Here is a 3,223-nt window from a genome sequence, read left to right on the forward strand (position 1 = left end):
GATTAACATCTGCGCTTTTACAACGATGCCACGACTTTACAATAATGTCGTTTAACCTTGAAGGTTCAAGTGCTCCTTCGTTTACAAAACGTTTCCATGTGTTTAAAGAAAGTGTGGATTCCATTTCTTACCTCTCCCCTATAAACTTAATTGAATATAGTAAATCAAGGCTTGTTACCATTATTATAAATCACAAAGAAAACGTTATCATTACCAAATGATAGATTTTTAAACTCACGTTATGTAAAAATTAATAAAGAAACTAGACGAGGATGCAGGAAAATGGTAACAAGCCTTGATTTACTATATTCAATTAAGTTTATAGGGGAGAGGTAAGAAATGGAATCCACACTTTCTTTAAACACATGGAAACGTTTTGTAAACGAAGGAGCACTTGAACCTTCAAGGTTAAACGACATTATTGTAAAGTCGTGGCATCGTTGTAAAAGCGCAGATGTTAATCCTTACCTAGATAAAGGCAGATCGATTTTAAGAAATGAAGACTTTCATTCTCGAAAACAAATGAACTCTTTATTTCTTGAGACGGCTTTGCCGCACTTAGAAAGAATCAGACAATCAGCGGCGGACTTAGGAATGATTGCTTTATTAATTGACCCAGAAGGCTATATTTTATCTATTACAGGAAATAGACTTACACTGAATGAAGCAAGGAAAATTAATTTTGTGGAAGGTGCCTGTTGGACAGAAAAAGAAGTAGGCACAAATGCAATCGGTACGGCTCTGCAAACGGAAGAGCCCATTATGATAACGGGTACAGAACATTATTCGATTGCTTCGCATCAATGGAGCTGTTCGGCAGCGCCTGTTCGAAATGACGACGGAAATTTAATTGGGATTATTAATATTTCTTGTCCTGTAAACAGAGCTCACCCTTATACACTTGGAATGGTTACGTCCATTGCGTATACAATTGAGCGGGAGTTAAGCATTCGAATGCACAAAGACGAAATTGAGTTGGTTCACGCTTCTATGAATTTTGTTGATAGCAAACAGCTCTTGCTGCTTTGCAATTACAAAGAAGTGATTGTGGGAGCAAGCAAAACCTTGCGAGAATGTATACCAAAATGGTCAGGTCTGCAGTTAAATATGATTGTACAACAGGGGTTTCGTATAGTGATGGAAGTGCCTGTAATTTCAAAAAGACACGGTCATTCTATTGGAAAGATTATTTATTTATCAGAAGAAGCGCACCACAACCAAACAACTACACAGATCCCTGCTCAATCATTTTCTTTTAAAGGGGAAGCAGGCATAAGCCGTTCCTTTCAGCAAACACTAGAAGAAATAAAGCATGCGGCTCCTACGGATACAACAGTCTATATTTTAGGGGAAACAGGTACCGGAAAAGAAGTAATAGCTCAAACAATTCATGAAAACAGCTCGCGTAAAAACGGGCCTTTTATTGCTCTTAATTGTGGTGCTATTCCGAAAGAACTTATGGAAAGTGAATTATTTGGCTATGTGGAAGGAGCATTTACAGGAGCACGGCGTCAAGGATATCAAGGGAAGTTTGAGCAGGCTAATCACGGTACGATTTTTCTTGATGAAATAGGTGAACTTCCTCATTCTATGCAAGTTTCTTTGTTAAGAGTATTGCAAGAGCGCAAGGTAACGCCTGTTGGAAGCAATCAGGAAATTCCGGTAGACATCCGTATTATTACCGCTACTCATCGAGATCTTCGTCAACTTGTCAGTGAAGGGAAGTTTCGAGAAGATTTATATTACCGGCTTCACGTGTATCCCGTGCATGTTCCGCCTTTGCGAGAAAGGAAAGAAGATATTCCACATCTGATGCGCTACTTTTGTCAAAAGAATGCTTGGAATATGAATTTTCCCAAGGAATTAGTAGATAAACTAATAGATTATCAGTGGCCCGGCAATATTCGAGAATTATTTAATGTACTTGAACGCTTGAAGATCTCGCTTAAAACAGAAGCAGAAAAAGAGAAGATATTGAATTATTTGAGTTCTTTAAGTCTTGGTGGCCAAAAGAACATCTCTAACTCTGATACTTCACAAGAAATAGAAGACAATGATTTTACGTCCCTCCCCGTACTCACATTTCGTGAAAAAGTTCAAAAAGACTTAATGATGGATGCTTTACGTAAAACACAGGGAAATGTGTCACTTGCCGCTAAGCTGTTAGATATACCAAGAAGTACATTTTATAACAGATTAAAAAAATTCAATTTGTAAGCTSAGAGTTCGTAGCTGTTTTAAATTTTTAAATAAGGATAGGAGCTGAGTAGAATGAAAGCATTAAGATGGCATGGCGTTAAAGATGTAAGGTTAGAATATATTGCAGAACCTACTGTCTCTCAAGGAAAAGTGAAAATTAAAGTAGAATGGTGTGGAATTTGCGGAAGTGATTTGCATGAGTACACGGCAGGACCTATTTTTATTCCTACAGAAGAACCCCATCCATTAAGTAAAGATAAAGCGCCGGTTGTGCTGGGACATGAATTTTCTGGACAAGTTGTAGAAATCGGAGAAGGTATTACGAATGTAAAAGTCGGAGACAGAGTAGTGGTAGAACCTATCTATGCATGCGGAGAGTGTGAAAACTGTAAACAAGGAAAGTATAATCTTTGTAATAAAATGGGGTTTTATGGTCTTGCCGGAGGTGGCGGAGGTTTTTCTGAGTATGCCTCTATACCGGTAGAAATGATTCATAAAATACCAGAAGTGGTGTCTTACGAGCAAGGAGCTCTCGTAGAGCCTTCAGCTGTGGCTCTTCATGCTGTGCGTCAAAGCAAACTAAAGGTAGGAGATAAAGCCGCCGTATTTGGGACGGGGCCAATCGGTTTGCTAGTTATTGAAGCGTTAAAAGCATCGGGTGCATCTGAAATTTATGCGATCGAACTATCGGAACAGCGCAGACAGAAAGCTGAAGAACTTGGGGCGATTGTGATTAACCCGCAAGAATACGATCCCGTAGCAGAAGTACATAAGCGCACAGGCGGAGGTGTAGACGTTTCCTATGAAGTGACAAGTGTTCCCTTAGTTTTAACTCAAGCCATTAATTCTACCAAAAGTGGCGGGGAGACAATGATTGTTAGCATATTTGAAAAAGAAGCGTCCATTCATCCCCAAACAATCGTTTTACAAGAGCGTACAGTAACAGGTATTATTGGCTACCGCGATGTATTTCCAGCGGTTATTAGTTTAATGGCAAAAGGCTATTTTTCGGCTGATAAACTGG

At 39.1% G+C, this 3,223-nt stretch carries 2 protein-coding genes; both read left to right on the forward strand.

From position 1 onward, the window contains the following. The first annotated feature begins 339 nt into the window (after positions 1–339). On the forward strand, positions 340–2,217 hold the full coding sequence (locus AC1DRF_RS20730) for a sigma-54-dependent Fis family transcriptional regulator (protein ID WP_427076296.1): 1,878 nt from the start codon (positions 340–342) through the stop codon (positions 2,215–2,217). Positions 2,218–2,271: 54 nt separating this feature from the next. Then, on the forward strand, positions 2,272–3,223 hold a 952-nt coding region (locus AC1DRF_RS20735; protein ID WP_477741570.1), incomplete at its 3' end, for a 2,3-butanediol dehydrogenase.

It is taken from the genome of Priestia sp. P5_B4, assembly GCF_056400385.1.

Excerpts from the sequence above, each read along its gene's own strand:
- AC1DRF_RS20730 (WP_427076296.1), top strand. The coding sequence starts at position 340 with ATGGAATCCACACTTTCTTTAAACACATGGAAACGTTTTGTAAACGAA.